The following is a 20686-nucleotide window of genomic DNA, read 5'->3' on the forward strand; positions in this document are numbered from 1 at the left end:
TTGTAGATTATTATTATTTATTAAGAGCTTTAAATTGATCAATGTTCTTAACGATAGCAGCATCTACTTCTTCGTGAGTAAGAACTTTTTTCTCTAATTCAACTTTAACAGCTTTTCCTAAAGTAATTAAAGTTTCTCTGTTTTCTTTAGACTGAGACAAATTGTGTTTCTTTAAGTGATAGTTCAACTCATGATCTTCACCAAAGTTAACAGTTGCGTTGTCTGAAAGAACTTCAGCCTTTACTGTTTCTTTTTTAGCTGCTTTCTTTGCACCTCCTTCAAATCCAGTGATTCCTGTAATTTGAATTTGAGTTAAAGATTGTCTATGACCGTTTTTCACTTCATAACCTTTTCTTCTTTTCTTTTTGAAAACGATTACTTTATCAGCTTTAACATGGTCTAAGATCTCCGCTTCTACAGTGATCCCGCTTACAGCTGGGGCGCCTACAGTGATTGTACCGTTTACAGTAAGAAGAACTTTATCGAAAGAAACTTTTCCTCCTTTATCTCCTTTTAAACGGTGTACAAACAACTTCTGGTCTTGCTCAACTTTGTATTGAAGCCCTGCTATTTCTACAATTGCAAACATTGTTTATAAATTTTTAGTTATTTCGAGGTGCAAATATACAAATTATTTTATAAACTGCTTACAATCAAAACAATATTTTTCACTATAAACACTTTTTCACCAACGAAGGAATAATTTTAACTATTTATATATTAATTATCTAAAAAATAATTTATACCTTCGTTTTCACCAAAAAAATATTTTATGAAAAGAAACTTTAAATTCTGCTTTTTAGCAGGAGCTATTGCTGTATTATCTTTATCAGCATGTAACGACGACAAAATGGAAGACAACGTCTTACCAAATTCATCCACTGAAAATGCTAAAATTGAACAACCCGGAGACCTTCAGAGAAGCTGCTCTTATGTTGATCAAAACTGGAGTTCTACAGCAGTCCTTTTAACCGGCTTACAAACGAGTGCCGACACCAACTTCATGAACGGGCAAATGACAAAAATTGCCAGTATGTGGGGAAGAAGTAACCCAACATTGCGATTTGTAAACGATCCTTCCAATTTCAACTCCACCTATAATGCTATTTCCTACTCTACAGGAAAAATCTATTATGGTTATGCGATCTACGCTGATGCAAAAAATAAAGGCGGAGATATCGTGAATGCTATGATCCTGGCACATGAATACGGCCACCAACTACAATATGCGTTTAACCTGCCTTCTGTAAATGAATCTACAGCAAGACCTAATGAGCTTGAAGCCGATGGTTTTGCAGGGTATTATCTAAGAAGACCGAACGGGTATAACAAAACTCAATTCTCTGAAATTGCAGCAGCCTATGAATTTGCACAAAGCATCGGAGATTATCAGACCTCAAGTTATAACCATCACGGAACTCCTCCTCAAAGAAGATCTGCTGTTCGTTTAGGCTTCCTGCTTGGACAGTACAGTTTATCTGCGGCTGATTTCGACTATAACTTCTTTTATTACTATCAAGGAGTCCTTAACGGAACCTATAAAATGGGGAAAAATTCAAGAAATCCTGAAATTGACGCTTATATGAGCCAATATATGGACGAGTTAAGAAAAATCCAAACCGGAGAAATTTCTGCAGAAGAGTTTAGAAAACTTTAAACATTCATTATTAACATATTTAGGAAAGGAGGTAAAGTTCGCTTTACCTCTTTTTTATTTTTAAAATTATTTCCAAACTTTATCTATTTTTGAACTTTATCAATTACCATAATGAACAGGGATCTCTACATTGATTTTGCAAAAGGATTAGCAACGCTTTCCATTATATTCATCCACACAGCATTCTGGTCGGGGCAGTTTTATATCCCGGCGGAAGTCAGGGTCTTTTCTTTAGTATTTGATGTAGCTTTGTTTTATGCATTAAGTGGAATTACATCCGGAACCAATATTGAGAAAACGTTCTACCGCCTGCTCAAACTACAAATCACCTATATGATTTTTGTAACATTCCTGTTTTTCCTGGATTACTTTTTTAAAGTTTTCGGGTTAAGCTTTTTTTCTGTAGAATGGTTGCAAAACTTTTACTCTACATTCGGCTCAAAATACGCGACAACAAATATATCTACGGAACCTCAATGGCAAAATTTAGGGAACTGGTACCTCCATCAATACACCAATGCCGATACATTCCCCGTAGTAATGGGAAGCTTCTGGTATTTAAAAGTATACTTTATATTAGCTGTTTTCGGTGTATTGATTTTAAGATTCTTCTCTAAACATATTAATTGGTTTATAGGACTGTGTATTGCTTTGACACTAATATTTAATTTATTTCCGTGGTTTTATCCAACAGGCCAGGTGGGATATGTTGCTTTTTATCTTGCGGTTTTCTTAATTGCCAATAGAATGAAGGGAAAGAAAATCCCTTCCCGTATCATCCCCGCACTTTATGCAGCGGTTGGAATTCTGCTAATCTGGATGTTCTGGTATTATGGAAGCGAAATATTTTACAAGATCAATAAAAATAAGTTCCCTCCTAAAACTCCCTATATCATATGGACCCTGTTTTCACTGGTTACGTTATTTGTTTTTTATAACAGATTAAAGATCACAAAAGAAAATTTTATTACTTATATCGGAAAGAATGCAATATTCTTTTATTTTGCACAGGGAATAAGTTCTTCTCTTGTTTATTTTTTAGTCGTTCATTTCAAGCAAGATGTACCGTGGTGGATATTAATGATTTTAATCTATATAACGAATATTATCCTCGCAACAACGATTGCAGGATTTTTAATGAAAGTAGATCGTTTAGGGTGGAATATTTTAGAATTTTTACGAAGAAAGACCGCTTCTTAAATAACTGGAATAAAACAAGATTTGTTATTGTAATTTACTTTAAATTTACAGAAATTTTAAAACATGTTTAAGTTGAAACTTCCCACGGATCCAAGGTGGGCAAATATTGCGGAAGGAAACATTGAAGAAATTTTAACCGATCATGCCTGGTGCGAACAAAAAGCAGCTACAAACGCTATCGGATTGATTACGATGCTTCCGGAACACCCTGAAATTGTAACCGAACTTCTTGCTATTGCACAGGAAGAATTGGATCATTTCAATCAGGTTCATGAGATCATCAAGAGCAGGGGATACAAGTTCGGAAGAGCAAGGAAAGATGATTATGTAAATGAATTGATGAAGTTCATTATCCAGGGCAGCAGAGAAGATCTTATCGTTGATAAAATGTTATTTGCCGCTATGATAGAAGCAAGAAGCTGCGAAAGATTTAAAGTCCTTACAGAAAATATCAAAGATGAAGAGCTTAAAAATTTTTACAGGGACTTAATGATTTCGGAGGCTAACCATTATACAACTTTCATTAGTTTTGCAAGACAGCTTGGAGATCCCGAAAAAGTAAACAAACGCTGGGAGGAGTGGCTGGAATATGAAGCTAAAATTATTAAGTCATACGGCAATAAGGAAAGCATACATGGCTAAACAAAATTAGTAACTGAATACGTTGAAAAAACTGACTTTCGAAAATATCGCCAATTTTTTCCTGAAAAATTTCTTTCAGGGACTTGTTATTATCGGACCTATCGGGCTAACGATATTTGTCATATGGTATGTTGTCACGTCTATTGATAATATAATTCCATCTGTGGCAAAAGAAATACCGGGTTTGGTTTTTGTATCAACTATTTTAATCACCGCACTTTTGGGCTACCTGGGTAATAAATTCGTTGTGGGAAGATTTTTTTTCGACACAATGGACAGCCTGTTGGAAAGAACACCGGGGGTAAAACATATTTATACGCCAACTAAAGATGTAATGTCATCATTTGTTGGTGACAAGAAAAAATTTAATGATCCTGTATGGGTAAAAACCAATGAGCATCCTGAGATCTGGAGAATTGGTTTTTTAACCCAGAAAGAAATGGCAGATGTGGATAAACATAATTATGTTGCTGTTTATCTTCCTCACTCCTATGCTATTTCCGGATGGGTAATTGTTACGGAAGAAAAAAACATCAAACCTGTAGTGGGAATGTCTGCTGCTTCTGCAATGAAATTTGCAGTGAGTGGTGGTGTAGCCGGTTTCCACTCCGATGAAAATATATTTAAAGCGCCTGAGTAGTATTCTCCTGCTCCTTTAAATATATACTGATGAATTGAAATTATTTTCAAACAAATTTTCTTTACAAAACAATAAAATACTTAACTCATGAATTTACCGTACGCGGAACCTTTCCGCATTAAAATGATTGAAGAAATCCGTCAATCAACAAGAGAAGAAAGAGAGCAGTGGCTTAAAGAAGCCAATTACAACTTATTCAACTTAAAATCATCACAGGTTTTTATCGATTTACTAACCGATTCCGGAACCGGAGCCATGTCGGACAGACAGTGGGGAGCATTAATGACCGGTGACGAAAGCTATGCCGGTTCCCGTTCTTTCGACCAACTTCACAATACTGTAAAAAATATAACCGGATTTCAATATCTTTTGCCCACTCACCAGGGAAGAGCAGCTGAAAACGTGCTGTTTTCTGTTCTGGTAAAAGAAGGAGATATAGTTCCCGGAAATTCCCATTTCGATACTACAAAAGGACATATTGAGTTTCGCAAAGCACATGCAGTAGACTGCACAATTGATGAAGCATTTGATATTAATGATCTACATCCGTTTAAGGGAAATATTAATCTTGAAAAGCTGGAAGAGATTTACAAAAGCTATCCAAAAGAAAAAATCCCTTTTTGTTTAATTACCATCACCTGTAATTCTTCAGGAGGTCAGCCAGTTTCTCTGGAAAATATGAAAGCAGTAAGAGAACTTTCCAATCAATACGGAATTCCTGTTTTTTTCGACTCTGCAAGATTTGCTGAAAACGCTTATTTCATTAAAAAAAGAGAAAAAAGCCAGGAAAACAGAAGCATTAAAGAAATCTGCAAAGAGATCTTCTCATATGGTGATGGAATGACCATGAGCTCCAAAAAAGATGGATTGGTAAACATCGGTGGTTTCATCGCATTGAATAACGAGGAGGTTTTCAGAAAGGCTTCCAATTTTACAATTATCTATGAAGGCTTCATAACCTACGGAGGTATGGCCGGAAGAGATATGGCAGCATTAGCCGTTGGACTGGATGAAGCTACGGAATTTGCTTATCTGGAAAGCAGGATCTCCCAGGTTGAATATCTTGGAAATAAGCTGATTGAATACGGAATTCCTGTGCAAAAGCCTATCGGAGGACATGCCGTTTTTATTGATTCTTTAAATTTCCTTCCAAAAGTATCAAGGGAAGAATATCCGGCACAGACTTTAGGTCTTGAAATCTACAAAGAAGCTGGCATCAGAACGGTTGAAATCGGCACCTTGCTAGCAGACAGAGATCCAGAGACAAGACAAAACCGTTATCCGAAATTGGAGCTGGTTCGATTAGCAATTCCTAGGAGAACCTATACGAATAATCATATGGATTATATTGCTGCAGCGATCAAAAACGTTTATGAACGCCGTGATGAAATCGCAAAAGGATATAAGATAACATGGGAGCCAGATCTTTTAAGACATTTTACTGTTCAATTAGAAAAAGCATAAAAATTAAAACCGGAGTAATTCCGGTTTTTTCATTTTATATACATATACGAGAATAAATTGTTAAAAAAAATCGTAATAAGGAAAAATACACAACATATCATTTATGTATTTTACGATTTTAACTAATTTTTACTATTTGATTGAAAATTTTCATATAATTATGCATCGCATCCATTTTTCATAACACTTTTCAAATAATAGTGATTTTTTCTGATGATTTAAAAACAAAAATCAATACTTTTGATTGAATTACCAATCTCAGAAACTCAATATATATGAAAATTAAATATCTAAGCGCTTTATTTCTGGGCAGCACTGCGGCTTTATATTCGCAGCAAATCAATGACACCATTTCTAAAGAAGCAAAAATTGAAGAAGTAGCTATTACGGGGAGCCGAAACAAAAAAAGAACAGTAATAGACACTCCTGTTCCCATCGATGTTATTGACATCAAACAGGTAAGTCAATCTACAGGGCAAGTTGAAGTGAACCAGCTCCTGCAGTTTTCGGCACCTTCATTTAATTCCAATAAACAATCGGGGTCAGATGGTGCAGATGCTGTCGATCCAGCCACTCTCAGAGGATTGGGACCAGACCAGACTTTACTTTTATTAAACGGCAAAAGATACCATCAGTCTTCACTGATCAATCTTTTCGGAACTAAGGGAAGAGGAAACACCGGATATGACATGAACACCATTCCGATCGGAGCTATTAAAAGGATTGAAGTCCTTCGCGATGGAGCTTCCGCTCAATACGGTTCCGATGCTATTGCAGGCGTTATCAACGTCATCTTAAATGACCGAGATAAAGGCTTTGAAGGAAATGCATTTTACGGGATGAACCTTTTTAAAAGTCCCGGAGATAAAGATGTTGTATCAGATCATAAAATTGACGGGCTTACTTTTGATTTTAACGGAAATTATGGAACAAAAATAGGATCACAAGGAGGATTTGCAAATTTTACCGCAGAATTCATCAATAAAGAATATGCAATCAGAAATGCTAATCCTACGGTTTATGATGCCCCAAGACAACGTTTTGGAGATGCAAAATCACAAAATGTATATTTCTTTGGAAATATTGAAGTTCCATTATCAGATAATATAAAATTTTATTCTCATCCCGGGTTTTCCCATAGAAATACAGATGCTAATGCATGGACCAGAAAAGCAGATGCAGATGGAAACATACCGCAGGTTTATCCAAATGGATTTAACCCTATTCAGGATACAAGCATCACAGATTTTACATTTGATAATGGTTTAAAGTTTAAAGTTGCAGGTTGGGATGCCGATGTTTATAATGCCTTTGGCAATAACAGATTTACGTACCAGATAGACAATACAATTAATGCTACATTAGATATAAAATCTCCTACAAGTTTTAACGCAGGAGGGCACTCGTTACTTCAAAATACAACAGGATTTAATGCAACGAAACAATTTGGAGTGTTAGAAGGACTAAATATCGCTTTCGGATCTGAGTTTAGGTACGAAAAATTTAATGTTATAAGGGGGCAAGAAGCATCTTATGCAATGTATGATGTCAACGGGAACATTGTAACTTCAAATACAGATCCTAGTCTTTTAGTAATAAATCCTTTAACAGGCAACATCAGACCTGGAGGCTCCCAGGGCTTTCCCGGATATTCTCAGGAAGTTAATAAAAGTAGAAATAATTTTGCAGCCTATATCGATACCGAGCTTGATATTACCAAAAAATGGATGGTTAGTGCAGCAGGTAGATTTGAAAACTACAGTGATTTTGGAAGTACCATTAATGGGAAATTTGCAACAAGATATGCGATAACTCCTCAATTTGCACTTCGAGGTTCAGTTTCAACAGGGTTCAGAGCTCCTTCGTTAGCTCAAAAATATTATGCGCTTCAATTCACGAATTTTCAGGGAGGTAATCTTGTAACGATCCAATTAGCATCAAATGACAGTGATTTAGCTGTAAAATCCGGGATATCTCAATTAAAACAAGAAACATCTCTTAACGGGAGTGTAGGGTTTACATTCAACACGGGAAAGTTTACTGCAACTGTTGATGGGTACTACATTAATGTAAAAAACCGAATTGTATTGACAGGTAACTTTGCCAGAACAGACCTTCCACCTGATGTTCAGGCAGATTATCCTTATATTGATCAGGCACAATTTTTTTCCAATGCCATAGACACAAGAACAAAGGGTGTAGATGTTATATTAAGCTACAATGAAACACTTGGAAACGGAAGATTAACCACAACTTTAGCAGGAAACTACAACGAAATGGAGATCACATCTGTAAACGTTTCAGAAAAATTAAAAGGAAAAGAAGATATATATTTAAGTGCGCGTGAACGTGCTTTTATCCTCGCCTCAGCTCCGAAGACTAAAATTAATTTAAATGTTAACTATAAAATTAACAAGTTCAATGCTAATATACAGTTGGTTAGATTTGATAAACTCACATTAATTGGCTACAATGGCCCTGATGATTATCAGACCTACAACGCTAAAGTAACCACTGATCTATCTTTCGGGTATGATTTTTCAAAAAATATTAGTTTAACTATTGGAAGTAAGAATTTATTCAACAGATATCCCACTTTACAAAGAGAGGCTGTTTCTGCAGGAAATACAGAATCCGGTGGTATTTTCGATCCTGTTCAGATGGGCTTTTCCGGAAGACAGGCTTTTGCAAGATTTAATTTCAGATTTTAAATAAAAAAGGCTCCGGATTTATCGGAGCCTTTTTTTTATTTCTTAGAAATTTTATATAATTTCCCACTGTCGGTAACAGCATAGATGTTTCCGTCTATTCCATCCAACACATCCCTGAATCTTTCTTTCTGATCAGCAAGCAAACGTTCTTCTCCAACCACTTTATTATCTTTCATCACAATCCGGTTGATGTGTTCACCACTTAAGCAGCCAATAAACAAATTACCTTTCCACTCATCTATATTTCCTGTATAAAAAGTAACACCACTTGGAGAGATTACCGGATCCCAGTAATAAACAGGTTGCTCCGTACCCTCTCTCTGGGTAATTCCCTCTCCCACTTTCGCTCCGGAGTATTCAATACCATAGGTTACGTCACCCCATCCATAATTTTTACCCGCTTGAATTAAGTTAATTTCATCACCTCCCCTTGGACCCATTTCCACATCCCATAAGGACCCGTTGGGATCTATTGCCAAACCTTGCGGATTTCTTATACCATAGGCATAAATCTCATGTTTAAATCCGGCCTTTCCGATGAATGGATTTCCCGGAGCGGGTTTTCCTTCTTTTGTTATTTTAAGGATTTTACCTAAATAATTATCCGTTTTCTGGGCATACACCCTGGTTTCTTTATCTGATCTTTCTCCGGTACTTACAAACAAATTCCCATCTTTATCAAAGGCCAATCGGCTTCCGTAATGTTTATCTCCGTCATATGATGGTTCAGCACGGAAAATGACTTTTACATCTGATATCATTTTTAAATCTCCTGAAAGTTTACCTTTTGCTACAGAGGTCAGATTACCCTTCCCAAAGGGTTCAGAAAAACTAAAGTAAATAATACTGTTATTTTTAAAATCTGGATCCAGTGCAACATCCAGCATTCCTCCCTGTCCTTTTGCATCGACTTTAGGAAATCCTGATATCTTAGAAATCTGCTTCCCATCTTTAGAAACAACATTCATAAACCCGGATTTTTCAGTGATCAAAAATCTCCCGTCTGGTAAATTAATAATTCCCCAAGGTCTGCCCAGATCTTTATTTAAAACCTCAACATTGTAGGGTGTAGATGTCTTTACAGCCTTAATTCTGGTTTGTCCTGCAAAGGCAGGTTTATAGTCTGAATTAGGCTTTTCTGTTTCCACACTTCCATCACTGCTGACCTTTTGAGCATTGACGTTATTTTTCTTGCATGAAGATAAAACTAAAAAAAGACTAATGATTGGTACATAAAACTTATTGAATTTCATAGCGTTGTGATTATTGGTTAAAAAAACAATGGAAAAATAGTGCCATAAAATTTGTTGATTTAAAATTTTATTCTACATTTGTAGAACAACATTTCAAATTGTAGAATATGAAAGAAATAAAATTAACAGATTCGGAAAAAGTTCTCATGGAGATCATCTGGGATAAACAGAAAGTATTCATGAAAGATATTCTGGATCTTTACCCGGAACCCAAACCTGCATCCACTACAGTAGCTACATTGCTTAAAAGAATGCAGAATAAAGATCTGATAGGATACACATTATATGGAAATTCCCGTGAATACTACCCAAAAGTAGCTAAAGGAGAATATTTCAGGGAAGAAATGACTTCCATGATTGACCGCTTTTTCAACAGCTCCGTGACCCAGTTTGCTTCATTTTTTACATCCAACACAAAACTAACCCAGAAGCAATTGATTGAACTGCGCGAAATAATTGATCAGAAAATAAAAGAATAAAGATGCTTTACATTTTTTTTAAAATTGTTTTGTGTTGTTCACTTTTTATTGGAGTGTACCATTTGTTATTGGAAAAAGAAAAAACGCACCACTTTAACAGGTTCTTTCTGCTTTTTTCCCTCGCATTTGCCTATACGGTTCCTTTTATCTCAATCACAGCAAAAGGTCCCGTTACAACAGAAAGTCCACAACTAATTTTTGAAGAAACCACTCAACAGATATTAAGCCTTCCGGCTAAGGAAGAAGCTTTTGAATGGACCAATATTCTTTGGATTATATATGGAGCTATTACTTTAATGCTTTTAGTAAAGGCATTGCTCTCAATTTTAAAAATCCGGAATATAAAAGGAAAAGTAAGATATCAGGAAGGGTATAAAATAATCATCTCTGAGAATAACCTCTCCCCATTCACCTTTGGAAAAACTATTTACCTGGGGAAAAATTATCTTATTAACGACCAAATTGATCCAAGGATATTCTTACATGAAAAAAGCCATCTGGATCAAAAGCATAGCTGGGATCTATTCCTGATCGAGTTTTTAAAGGTAATAACATGGTTTAATCCTGCCCTCTTTTTCTACAGAAGAGCAATGATCACCAATCATGAATTCTTAGCTGATGACCGCGTATTGAAAAACAATTTCAATATCAAAGATTATCAAAATCTGATACTCGATGAAATAATTGATTCTCAAAAATTTGATTTCACACACTCATTTAATTTCAACAACACCAAAAAACGATTTATTATGATGAACACTAAAAAAACCAAATTCGCAGGCTTAAAAAAAGCCATTACCATCCCTATACTCATAACAGCCTTTGCCTTATTTGTCCAAAAGACCTATGCCAGCAATTACGTTTCAGGTAACGGTACACCCATGGAAGAATATGCAGTAGAATCCTTCAGTACTTTACAAGAAATATCTTCTAAGCAGAGTAGGAAAGATCACCAAAGTATTACGGACACCATTCGCCCCACAAAAAAGGCGAATGTAAAAAAGGCAAAAATCAATAAAAATAGCGCACCTCCTCCTCCATCTCCTCCTCGTGTAGAAAAAAATGGATCTAAGAAAGCAAACATGAGTGGAGATCAGAACATCCCACCACCTCCGCCTCCGGCGAGCACTTCTTTTATCCAGGCAGAATTCCCTCAGGGAATTAATGAATTCCGAAACAAGGTGGCAAAAAATTTTAACGGTAGTGTATTTAAAGGAGATGAAGGCCGGCTCCAATCTAATGTATTCATTTCAATAAATGCCGAAGGGACAGTAGAAAAAGTAGTGGCAGATGGAAAAAACAAACTTTTTAATGACGAGAGCGTAAGAGCCATTAAAGCCTCTACAGAAAATATCAACTGGAAACCCGCACTGGCAGATGGTAAACCCGCACCAACGGTTTTTAAGCTGCCATTAGCTATGATATTTGAAAATAAGAAAAAATGATAATAATTATGAGAGTCCTGAAAAGGACTCTTTTTTTTTATAAATTTGATGTATGAATTTTAATCTTCATTCAGAATATAAACCTACCGGCGATCAGCCTCAGGCCATTGAAAAGCTTACCGAAGGCATTGAAATCGGCGAGAAATATCAAACCTTATTAGGGGTTACAGGATCCGGAAAAACATTTACCATTGCTAATGTCGTGAATAATGTTCAGCGGCCAACTTTAGTTTTAGCTCATAATAAAACTTTAGCAGCTCAGTTATTCATGGAATTTAAAGAGTTTTTTCCTGAAAATGCGGTAGAATATTTTGTGAGTTATTACGACTATTATCAGCCCGAAGCTTATATTGCCACTACCGGAACTTATATAGAAAAGGACCTCAGCATTAATGAGGAAGTAGAAAAACTACGTCTTTCCGCAACGGCAAGCTTATTATCCGGAAGAAGAGACGTTCTCATTGTAGCTTCAGTTTCGTGCATTTACGGTATCGGGAATCCAACTGAATTTCATAAATCACTGATCTCTATCGGAATCGGCGAGAAAGTGACCCGAACAGCTCTTCTTCATTCTTTGGTAAGTGCTCTTTACGCAAGAACCCTGAACGAATTCCAAAGAGGGACCTTTAGGGTAAAAGGAGATGTAATAGATGTTTTTCCTGCTTATGCCGATGATGCGATAAGAATCCAGTTTTTTGGAGACGAGATTGAAAAAATCCAAAGTTTTGATCCTGTTACCGGAAATGTAACTTCCAATTTTGAACAAATTCAGATTTATCCGGCCAACCTATTTGTAACTTCAAAGGAGACCTTAAACGGAGCGATAAGAAACATTCAGGATGATATGGTCAAACAGGTAGACTTCTTCAACTCAATTGAAAAACCTCTGGAGGCAAAAAGGCTACAGGAAAGAACAGAACTTGATCTTGAAATGATCAAGGAACTTGGCTACTGCTCAGGAATAGAAAACTATTCAAGATACCTGGATGGTAGATTACCCGGCTCCCGGCCTTTCTGCCTGATTGATTATTTTCCAAAGGATTTTCTGATGGTCATTGATGAAAGTCACGTTACTGTTCCTCAGGTTCACGCGATGTATGGCGGAGACAGAAGCAGAAAAGAAGCCCTGGTAGAATATGGCTTCAGACTGCCGGCAGCAATGGATAACAGGCCCTTGAAATTCGAAGAATTTGAAAGCATGCAGAATCAGGTGATCTATGTGTCTGCTACGCCTGCAGATTACGAACTTGAAAAAACGGGAGGAGCTTATATTGAACAAATTATCCGTCCTACCGGGCTTTTAGATCCTGTAATAGAAGTTAGACCTTCGCTTAACCAGATCGATGACCTGATGGAAGAAATTCATAAGCGCGCTGCAGCAGACGAAAGAGTACTGGTGACTACATTAACCAAAAAAATGGCTGAAGAGCTGACCAAGTATTTTACAAAATTTGGAATCAGAACACGATATATCCACTCAGACGTTGAAACATTGGAGCGTATCCAGATTATGCAGGACCTTCGATTGGGAGTTTTCGATGTTTTAATTGGTGTTAACCTTTTAAGGGAAGGACTGGATTTACCTGAAGTTTCACTCGTAGCCATATTGGATGCAGATAAAGAAGGAATGCTAAGAAGCAGAAGATCAATGATCCAGACGGTCGGAAGAGCCGCAAGGAATGTCAATGGTAAAGCAATTATGTATGCCGATAAAATCACGAAATCTATGCAGGCTACTTTAGATGAAACGGAATATCGCCGATCAAAGCAGATGAAGCACAACGAAGAAAATGGCCTGGTTCCGACTGCTTTAAATAAAAAAATCTCTGAAAATCTAGTAGGACGAAGCAAGGACTTCCCGGATGAAAAATATACCCACAAGGAAATTTTACAGAAAGTTGCTGAAACCAAAGCAAATTATGCAAGCGGAGATATTGAGAAAATAATTGAGCAAAAGCAGAAGGAAATGGAAGCTGCAGCAAAAAATCTTGATTTCATAAAAGCGGCAAAACTTCGTGATGAGATTGCAGGTTTGAAAAACTAACAACAATGGAAACAATCATCATTATTTGTGGAATTTATTCTTTATTACTTGGTGGGTTTCATTTATTTTTCTGGACGTTTTTTAATTGGAAAAAGGATTTGTCAAAACTTTCTCAGATTAACAAAGGAATAATGCAAATCTTAAATATCCAGATGATTTTTGTTTTCTTTGCCACAGGGTTAATATGTCTTTATTTTAATAAAGATATCTTAGAAACAAACTTTGGTAAATATTTTTTATTCGTGAATTCAGGATTTTGGGCTCTAAGAATAGTCAATCAGTTTCTTTTCTTAAGAATAAATGATTACAGGATTCATTTATTAACTTTTGCTTTTTTTATTGGTTGTGTTCTCTTTCTAATTCCTGTAATTTATCAAACCAACTAAATAGTTAATGAGAATTTGCCTACACGATCATTAATGTGTAAACTCTTCAATAACTTCTTTTAAATCAGGATATTGTTGAAATAATACACTTCTTTCTGCTAGTTCAAAATCTAAAAAATCAAATCCCGGAGCAACAGTGCAGCTTACTAATGAGTAACCTTTTCCGCTTGATATTTTTGCCGCAAACCATGTATCTGCATCAATTTTTGCTTGTGGTACCTCGCCGTTTTCAATTGAATTCCCCAGGATAATGGTCTGTAAATTTCCGTCCTTAATAAAAACAATTTCCAAAGGTTCACCCTGGTGGAAAAACCAAAGTTCATCAGACTTGATCCGGTGAAATGAAGATTTATTTTCATTTTCCAGCATGTAATAAATAGCTGTACTTACGTTTCTTACACTCCCCTCTTTTAAGGTTAATGTTTGTTCACTCCTATATGTTTCTTTATAATATCCTCCTTCCGGATGTGGCTCCAACTTTAATGTTTCCACCAGTTTTTTAGAATCCATACGTATAGTTTAAAATTTATAGGTCTTATTTTTAGGCGATCCGTACAACTGCCTGATCGGAGTGAGCAAATCCATCAGCCCATTCAGTTTTATTTCATAAATGGTTGAGAGCTGCATTCCCAATTTTCCTTTGGGCATCCCCTGCCTGTTAAACCACTCCAGGTAACTTACCGGTAAATCTGCAAGTATTGTCCCTTCATATTTTCCAAAAGGCATTTTTACAATACAAATTTCCTTTAGTATTTCCGAATTTATTCCTTCCACAATTATAATATTATAGTATTAAGTCCACATTGTCCACATCATCATCTTTATCCGGTAATTGCAGGTCGGGATGTGTTTCGTTATCTGAAAATTCATTCCTGTATACCTGAATAAGTAGAAGGGTAAGAGAAATCAGGATAGGCCCAAAAATAAGACCCATAAAGCCAAAAAGATTCATCCCCATAATAATTCCGAATACGGTATTCAGCGGATGGATATCTTCCAGTTTTTTCAATAAAGTAAAACGAAGTAAATTATCTGTTAGGCCTACCACAACAAGACAGTACGCTGCCAATCCAAGGCCCGGTCCTGTATCCCCCACGGCTATCATATAAATACAAACAGGAATATACACAATTGCAGCCCCTACAACAGGAATCATAGATCCCGCAGCAGTTAATGCAAAAAGAAGAACAGGGCTTGGTGCTCCGAATACGAAATAACCAATCAATGCAACCACCCCCTGGCCTATAGCTACAACAGGAATTCCTATTGCATTAGCTATGATGAGTTTTCTCATTTTCTCTCCTATCAAAGAGACATTAGCTCTTTTTAAAGGAGCCGATGAAGTAAGTATCTTTTCAAATAATCTGGGCTTTTCCAGAAGGAAATAAAGAATAAAATACATGGACATAATTACCGTAAGCGTATTAAATGTTCCGCTTAAGGCAATGGTAGAAACCTTTCCAACAGAGCCTTTTACTTTATCCATATTCTCCTTGCTCAGGATATCAAATCCAAATTTCTTATCAATGTAAGTATGTATTTTCTCAAGAAACACATTGAATTTCGCCATATAAGCCTGTGCATTCCCGAGCTTATCTATTAAAAGATCCGCAATAAAATAAATGGGTAAAATCAGAATAATGAGGCTTGCCAGCATCAGTACAAATGAAGCCAGCCAGGGTTTCCATTTTTTTACTTCCTGGAGGTAAAAATTATATTTTCTGCAAACGACATAAATTGTAATGGCTCCTAATACGGAAGGAATAAATAGTGCAAGATTAAAACAAATCAGCCCTGTCAATACCAAAATTATAGCCAACAGGAAAACCTGTTTTATTGCAACCCCGCTTATTTGTTTTTCTTTATTCATATATTATTTGAACATTATTTGCCTTGGTTTCCCCAGGAAAGCACAATAGGCTGAGTACATTACCACCATGATGAACGGAGCGGTAATAATAACTCCTATAAAGCAAAGTACAATACCTGCAAATGATATTAAAAACCCTACAATAGTAGTGCCAAGGAAAGTTCCGTAGTTTTCTTTTGCGATATTGAATGATTTCCCCAGAGCTTCTGTAGCTGAAGCATTTTCAAATAATAAAATAGGATACCCTAGCAACAGTAAAGGATAAACAAAGAAGAACGGGAAAAAGCATATAGAAATCGCTATACTGGATATAACGCCCGATATAAGACTGTATATCAATATATTCACGAAATTCTGGCGATATCCGATAAATAGATCCGAGAATTCTATTGCATTTTTTGTGTTGTATTTATTTACAATATAGATCAATCCCACATATAACGGAGCCAGAAGAATTCCCAGCAATCCTGATAAAGTAAGATATAAGGGAAATCCGGGTGCATTCCAATAACTAAAAGCGGAAATATCATCCCCTGCATTTTTCATCTCTTCCACCATGGAAGCAGAATTGAAGCCTGTTACAGACTGAATAATAAATCCCCCGATAAGATATACTATCATAGCAACTATAGCATAAAGAAATACCCCTTTATACATTTCAAAGGCATGAGAAATAATTGATCCGGTATCCCTGTTGGGAACAGAACCTTGCTGATCAAATTCGTCGAATCCAGACATGGCTTAATTTTTTTAATGTTTTACCAAATTTAATTTTTTTTGATAAAAAAAGCATTAAGCAATGCTAAAATTTAATTTTTTTCTGAAAAAACAGTCTTGTATAGTGAATATATAATTGCATTCCAAAAAGGAAATGTAAAAAGTCCTCCCACCAGAAACAGAGCAAATCCGGCATATTTAAAAATAAATGCTACGATAATACATACTGCAATTTCTACAAAGTACATTTTCAAAGCTTTAAAGTTCAATGTAATTGCTTCAAAAATTCTTTTATCAGCAAAAAACATAAGCGGAGCAACAAAAATGGTTACAAATACCCACGCAACACCAAGGATAATAGTTTGTGCAGTTAAAAGATAAATGAAAAACCAGAATAAAAAGTAACTGATATATTTAAAGAAATTTAGTCCGTTATATCCCGCAAACAGATCCCCCAACACTATTTTTTCATTAAGGTCCATTTTTCTGAAAATCTGGAAAAATCCAAGGTTCAGAGGATAAAGAAAAACAATGATCCCCAGTATTCCATAACTGAATTTCTGATAGTTCTCGGTTGCACTCATCGCGGCCGCTTTTTCCATATAGACTTTGGTACCCAAACGAAGTGCTTCAGACAACTCCTGGCTCTGCTCCCATATTCCAAACCGGGAAGCGAAGAAAAACATTCCCGTAAAAAATATAGCAAAGTAAATAATGGAAAACATCAGTTGAAAAATCAGAGTTTTATTCCAATAGAAAAATGCCTGCTTCAGTATAAAATCAATTCCCGGTTTCTGCGGATATTTGTTCTGCATGTAAAAATATTTTGTGCAAAAGTAAACATCAATAAGTACTTTTGTCGAATGTTTTCAATGAATCATCAAAAATTTATAGAAATGGATGAGCTTTCTATCCGGAAGACTCCTTATTTCTTCATCATCGACTTCTTGTGTGAAAATGTGGAAATCTACTTAGAAAACGAACTTGATAAATCGGGTTTACAGATTGATTTTCAATCATTTTCAACGCTAAAAAAGAGCAAGACCCTTGACAAAAAAATTGAATGGAAGTCCTATCCGGAAACATTAGAGAGCTTTAAAGCAGGATTTGATAAAGTTCAGAAAAATATTCGTCTAGGAAACTCTTATCTAATTAATTATACAAGAAAAACTCAAATTGAAACAAATTTATCCCTAGAAGAAATATTTCTTCACTCCGATGCGAAATATAAAGTTTTTTATAAAGATTTTTTCGTATTTTTTTCTCCGGAAACTTTTGTAAAGATCATTGACGGTAAAATTTTCACATATCCAATGAAAGGAACCATCGATGCCTCTCTTGAAAATGCAAAAGAAATCCTTAAGAATGATAAAAAAGAAAAAGCCGAACATTATACGGTTGTAGATTTGCTAAGAAATGATCTAAGCATGGTATCAGACGAAGTAGAAGTAACTCATTTTCAGAATATTGACCTGATTAAAACGCAACAAAAGAACCTATATGCCATGAGTTCTGAAATTGTAGGAAATATAAAACCTGAATTTGAAGGCAAAATTGGAAGTATCATGAAAACTCTGCTTCCTGCAGGTTCTATCTTAGGTGCTCCAAAACCAAAGACACTGGAAATCATTCTAGATGCCGAAGGCTATGGAAGAGGATATTATACGGGCGTATGCGGCTGGTTTGATGGTAAAAATGTAGACAGTTGTGTAATGATCCGTTTTATTGAAAAGGAAAACGACACTTTATATTTTAAAAGTGGTGGCGGAATAACGCATATGAGCAAATTAGAAGATGAATATCAGGAAATGAAAAACAAAATTTATGTTCCAATTTATTGAAAGTATTAAAGTTGAAGATCAGGAAGTTTTTTTGTTAGATCTTCACCAAAAAAGGGTGAATGAAACCTTTGCACACTTTGGGAAAGAAGGATCAATAGATCTTTCCAAATTGTTCAAAAGCCTCAACCATGATGAAGACGGCCTTTTCAAATTAAGAATTGCTTATGATCTGGACAAGAAAGTCAGAACACAAATGATTCCTTATGCCATTCCGGAAATATTAGACTTTCAATTGGTAGAAAATAATACTTTTGACTATTCATTTAAATTTGAAGACCGTAAGGAACTTGAAAAAATGAAGATGAAATCTAAAGCCGAGGAAATTATCATTGTCAAAAACAACCATATCACCGACACTTCGTTCTCCAATATTTTATTTATGAAGGGTAAAGAATGGTTTACTCCTTCCACTTACCTTTTGAACGGTGTCCAAAGACAGAACCTGTTAAAGAAAAAGAAAATAAAGGAAACGGAAATCACCTTACAAAACATTAAAGAGTTTTCCCATTTCCAATTGATCAATGCTTTGAATGACTTCGATGATATGTTTATCTATCCGATTGCCAGGATTAACAATTTACCCGGCAACGAAGAGTATCTGGATCTTTAGCTTTCTTTCATAAATTCAAAATACCCCTTAAGGACATCTGCACTGTTGGTTCCATGGGTATTGATTTCCAGAATCTTAGGCAAAGTATCGGGTTTGAAAAAATTGTCTAAAACCCGGTCTAACGTTCTGTCATCTTCCACTTTGGTGTAAGAAAACCCAAAATGCTTCGCAAGATGTTCAGCATTTTTATGGTGTTTTGTTGCTATAAACTCATCGAGCGTATTAGGATTGGCATTGCCAGGTCCCGGAATAATTTTAAAAATATTTCCTTCTCCGTTATTAAAGATGATAATCCTTACAAAAGGCGGGATATATTGATTCCACAAGCCATTAATATCGTAGAAGAAACTCAAATCTCCTGTAATTAATAAAGTAGGATTGGAGTTTTTAATGGCAAACCCCATTGCAGTTGAAGTAGAACCATCAATTCCGCTTGTTCCTCTGTTACAATACATTTTTCTCCTGCCAAAATCAAATAATTGAGCATATCTGATACCTGAACTATTGCTGAAGTGGATATTATAGTTCTCCGGTACGGTTTGTGAAGCCTTGTTAAAGAAATAAAAATCCGAAAACTCAACAAGGTTTAAGAACTTCTCGTGTTTAGCATCTTTCTTATCTCTAAGAACATCCCAAAGGTTATAATATGGCCTTGGCTCAAGATTAATAAACTTCAATAACTTAGAAAAGAATACTTCCGGTTTTACCTCTATTTTCTCTGTTAAAGAAAAATAAGTATCCGGCTGCCAGACTTCATCAAGATGCCAATGCTGCTTTGGGCGGGCTTTTCTTAAAAATTGTTTCACTTTTTTGGAAACTACGTTCTGCCCTACCGTGATCAATAAATCCGGTGCATATTTTTTATAATCTTCTTCAGTAAAATTAAAGATATAACGGTCTATAAATCTAAAGAATTTTTCATGGTATACATTTGAATTCGCCTCACTCAAAACAACCGCTGTGTGGTTTTTAACCAATTGTGACAGCTGATTTTCAAGCTCAGGAATATAATCCTTTGTCCCCACCAGGATCATGATACGTTGTGAAGTATTCCAATCCGCTACAAGATTCGAAGGAATTTCATATTCTTTCTTTTTAATCGTTTTTTCCACGGTTGGAAAAGTAGGAAGTTCAGAAACCAATTCATATAAAGGTTCTTCAAGAGGAATATTGATGTGCACAGGACCTTGTTTTTCAAAACAAAGCTCAATCGCCTTTTTAATCATTTCAAAATTGATATCCTCTGCATTTTCTTCTTTATCCTCTAAAAGCTGGAAGTCTCCATAGGAATGCTGATGAAAAATATTATTCTGACGGATCGTCTGTCCATCAAAAATATCTACGAAATCCACTGGTCTGTCAGCAGTTAACACCAACAGGGGGACATTCTGATAAAACGCTTCCGTTACAGCAGGATAATAATTAACTGTTGCAGAACCACTGGTACAGGTAATGGCCACCGGCTTTTTTTCGCTTTTAGCCATCCCAAGTGCAACAAAGGCAGCACTTCTTTCATCTACAATGCTAAAACAGTTAAAATGATCAATCTCTGAAAAATGAATTGCAAGGGGTGCATTTCTCGATCCGGGAGAAATAACAACATCTGAAATCCCGTACTGCTGGAGAAGATTTGCCAATATCTGAATGCTTCTCTTAGAAGAATATTTTTTCATATCACAAATGTAGTTCATAAATACTTAATTGTAAAATCATTTAATTTAAAAAAG

20 protein-coding genes are annotated in these 20686 nt (G+C 35.7%); 12 read left to right on the top strand and 8 right to left on the bottom strand.

Annotation, left to right across the window (positions count from 1 at the left end):
- Positions 1 to 13: 13 nt before the first annotated feature.
- Complete coding sequence (gene rplU / locus MTQ00_RS15190) at positions 14 to 589, bottom strand: 50S ribosomal protein L21 (RefSeq protein WP_273650157.1); 576 nt, start codon at positions 587 to 589, stop codon at positions 14 to 16.
- Between the two features lie 183 nt (positions 590 to 772).
- Between rplU and MTQ00_RS15195 the strand changes: the two genes are divergently transcribed.
- The 6 genes from MTQ00_RS15195 (at position 773) to MTQ00_RS15220 (ending at position 8314) form a co-directional block, all read left to right on the top strand.
- Positions 773 to 1657 (top strand): metalloprotease, encoded by an 885-nt coding sequence (locus MTQ00_RS15195; RefSeq protein WP_172281430.1) that lies wholly within the window; start codon positions 773 to 775, stop codon positions 1655 to 1657.
- Positions 1658 to 1768: 111 nt separating this feature from the next.
- Positions 1769 to 2857, top strand: a complete 1089-nt coding sequence (locus MTQ00_RS15200; protein WP_273650160.1) for an acyltransferase family protein — start codon at positions 1769 to 1771, stop codon at positions 2855 to 2857.
- A gap of 63 nt (positions 2858 to 2920) precedes the next feature.
- Positions 2921 to 3499, top strand: a complete 579-nt coding sequence (locus MTQ00_RS15205) for a tRNA-(ms[2]io[6]A)-hydroxylase (RefSeq protein ID WP_273650162.1) — start codon at positions 2921 to 2923, stop codon at positions 3497 to 3499.
- A gap of 22 nt (positions 3500 to 3521) precedes the next feature.
- On the top strand, positions 3522 to 4139 hold the full coding sequence (locus MTQ00_RS15210) for a DUF502 domain-containing protein (protein WP_172281435.1): 618 nt from the start codon (positions 3522 to 3524) through the stop codon (positions 4137 to 4139).
- A gap of 87 nt (positions 4140 to 4226) precedes the next feature.
- Positions 4227 to 5603, top strand: coding sequence for a tryptophanase (locus tag MTQ00_RS15215; RefSeq protein ID WP_273650164.1), 1377 nt, complete (start codon positions 4227 to 4229; stop codon positions 5601 to 5603).
- Between the two features lie 275 nt (positions 5604 to 5878).
- The gene (locus tag MTQ00_RS15220) at positions 5879 to 8314 is read left to right on the top strand and encodes a TonB-dependent receptor plug domain-containing protein (protein WP_273650166.1); all 2436 of its coding nucleotides are present in this window, start codon (positions 5879 to 5881) and stop codon (positions 8312 to 8314) included.
- 35 nt (positions 8315 to 8349) lie between these two features.
- On the opposite strand, the gene MTQ00_RS15225 is transcribed toward MTQ00_RS15220, so the two are convergent.
- Complete coding sequence (locus MTQ00_RS15225; RefSeq protein ID WP_273650168.1) at positions 8350 to 9567, bottom strand: PQQ-dependent sugar dehydrogenase; 1218 nt, start codon at positions 9565 to 9567, stop codon at positions 8350 to 8352.
- 107 nt (positions 9568 to 9674) lie between these two features.
- On the opposite strand from MTQ00_RS15225, the gene MTQ00_RS15230 reads away from it, so the two are divergent.
- The 4 genes from MTQ00_RS15230 to MTQ00_RS15245 are packed head-to-tail and all read left to right on the top strand — an operon-like array spanning position 9675 to position 13921.
- Positions 9675 to 10046, top strand: coding sequence for a BlaI/MecI/CopY family transcriptional regulator (locus MTQ00_RS15230; protein ID WP_172281443.1), 372 nt, complete (start codon positions 9675 to 9677; stop codon positions 10044 to 10046).
- Between the two features lie 2 nt (positions 10047 to 10048).
- On the top strand, positions 10049 to 11491 hold the full coding sequence (locus MTQ00_RS15235) for a M56 family metallopeptidase (protein ID WP_273650169.1): 1443 nt from the start codon (positions 10049 to 10051) through the stop codon (positions 11489 to 11491).
- A gap of 52 nt (positions 11492 to 11543) precedes the next feature.
- Positions 11544 to 13535 (top strand): excinuclease ABC subunit UvrB, encoded by a 1992-nt coding sequence (gene uvrB, locus MTQ00_RS15240; protein WP_172281446.1) that lies wholly within the window; start codon positions 11544 to 11546, stop codon positions 13533 to 13535.
- A 5-nt stretch (positions 13536 to 13540) separates the two neighbouring features.
- Positions 13541 to 13921 (top strand): hypothetical protein, encoded by a 381-nt coding sequence (locus MTQ00_RS15245; RefSeq protein WP_273650170.1) that lies wholly within the window; start codon positions 13541 to 13543, stop codon positions 13919 to 13921.
- Between the two features lie 30 nt (positions 13922 to 13951).
- On the opposite strand, the gene MTQ00_RS15250 is transcribed toward MTQ00_RS15245, so the two are convergent.
- From MTQ00_RS15250 to MTQ00_RS15270, 5 genes are all read right to left on the bottom strand, one after another.
- Positions 13952 to 14431: a cupin domain-containing protein gene (locus MTQ00_RS15250; protein ID WP_273650171.1), complete on the bottom strand. Its 480-nt coding sequence runs from the start codon at positions 14429 to 14431 to the stop codon at positions 13952 to 13954.
- Between the two features lie 9 nt (positions 14432 to 14440).
- Positions 14441 to 14686: a DUF3820 family protein gene (locus tag MTQ00_RS15255; protein ID WP_172282414.1), complete on the bottom strand. Its 246-nt coding sequence runs from the start codon at positions 14684 to 14686 to the stop codon at positions 14441 to 14443.
- Positions 14687 to 14705: 19 nt separating this feature from the next.
- Positions 14706 to 15791, bottom strand: a complete 1086-nt coding sequence (locus tag MTQ00_RS15260) for an AI-2E family transporter (RefSeq protein ID WP_172281451.1) — start codon at positions 15789 to 15791, stop codon at positions 14706 to 14708.
- 3 nt (positions 15792 to 15794) lie between these two features.
- Entirely contained in the window at positions 15795 to 16529 is a 735-nt protein-coding gene (locus MTQ00_RS15265) for a beta-carotene 15,15'-monooxygenase (protein ID WP_172281452.1), read from the bottom strand.
- A gap of 71 nt (positions 16530 to 16600) precedes the next feature.
- Positions 16601 to 17323 carry a hypothetical protein gene (locus MTQ00_RS15270; protein ID WP_273650172.1) on the bottom strand — a complete coding sequence of 241 codons (723 nt, stop codon included), beginning with the start codon at positions 17321 to 17323 and terminating at the stop codon, positions 16601 to 16603.
- Positions 17324 to 17371: 48 nt separating this feature from the next.
- Here MTQ00_RS15270 and MTQ00_RS15275 point away from each other — a divergent pair, with 48 nt between their 5' ends.
- Both MTQ00_RS15275 and MTQ00_RS15280 read left to right on the top strand, forming a co-directional pair.
- Positions 17372 to 18349: an aminodeoxychorismate synthase component I gene (locus tag MTQ00_RS15275; RefSeq protein WP_273650173.1), complete on the top strand. Its 978-nt coding sequence runs from the start codon at positions 17372 to 17374 to the stop codon at positions 18347 to 18349.
- Positions 18333 to 18959 (top strand): aminotransferase class IV, encoded by a 627-nt coding sequence (locus MTQ00_RS15280; RefSeq protein WP_273650174.1) that lies wholly within the window; start codon positions 18333 to 18335, stop codon positions 18957 to 18959. The genes MTQ00_RS15275 and MTQ00_RS15280 overlap by 17 nt, the downstream gene beginning before the upstream one ends.
- On the opposite strand, the gene menD is transcribed toward MTQ00_RS15280, so the two are convergent.
- Positions 18956 to 20632: a 2-succinyl-5-enolpyruvyl-6-hydroxy-3-cyclohexene-1-carboxylic-acid synthase gene (gene menD, locus MTQ00_RS15285; RefSeq protein WP_273651068.1), complete on the bottom strand. Its 1677-nt coding sequence runs from the start codon at positions 20630 to 20632 to the stop codon at positions 18956 to 18958. The two genes, MTQ00_RS15280 and menD, sit on opposite strands and share 4 nt — an antisense overlap.
- Between the last annotated feature and the right edge of the window lie 54 nt (positions 20633 to 20686).

The organism is Chryseobacterium sp. B21-037 (genome assembly GCF_028570785.1).
Taxonomy (GTDB): Bacteria; Bacteroidota; Bacteroidia; order Flavobacteriales; family Weeksellaceae; genus Chryseobacterium; species Chryseobacterium proteolyticum.